At 60.4% G+C, this 565-nt stretch carries 1 protein-coding gene; it reads right to left on the bottom strand.

All coding sequences use genetic code 11. The annotated features are described in order from the left end of the window. Positions 1–19: 19 nt before the first annotated feature. On the bottom strand, positions 20–565 hold a 546-nt coding region (locus R7Z47_RS26175), incomplete at its 5' end, for an MFS transporter (protein ID WP_318130942.1).

Raw genomic sequence — 565 nt, 5'->3', positions numbered from 1 at the left:
AGGGAAAGGAATTGCCGGGCTATGTGCAACGGGAATTTGAAGAATTTCTCCAAAGCCCGCGACGCAGCGCCGGCAGGCAGAGCAAGTAGAGGGCAGCGCCTGCAATCCATGCCCACCCGTTCCACGTTGTTATAGAAGCCGCATAGATCGCCGTGAAGAGGAGGGGTCCGACGATCGAGGTCAGGCTGGTGAGCGCCGCCAGTGAGCCTTGCAGCTGCCCCTGACGTTCCTCATCCACCTGCCTGGACAACATTGCTTGCAGCGCCGGCATTCCGATGCCACCCGAAGCAAGCAGGACCATGATCGGGAACGCCATCCATCCCCGTGTCGCGAAGGCAAGCAGGATGTAGCCTGTGCCGTCGGCAATCATTCCGAGCATGAGTGCCCGCCTTTCGCCGAGCCGGGCGGCTACAGGGCCGGTGATCATTGCCTGGGCGAGTGAATGCAGAATGCCAAATGCGGCAAGCGAAATGCCGATCGTGGTCGCGTCCCAGTGAAAGCGATCCTCGCCGAAAATGACCCAAAGCGCGGCCGGCACCTGTCCGACAAGTTGCATGATGAAGAA

Origin of the sequence: Vibrio sp. 1641 (assembly GCF_033339995.1) — a bacterium.
In the GTDB taxonomy this organism is placed as follows: Bacteria; Pseudomonadota; Gammaproteobacteria; order Enterobacterales; family Vibrionaceae; genus Vibrio; species Vibrio alginolyticus.
This window is presented reverse-complemented; position numbering and strand designations above follow the sequence as displayed.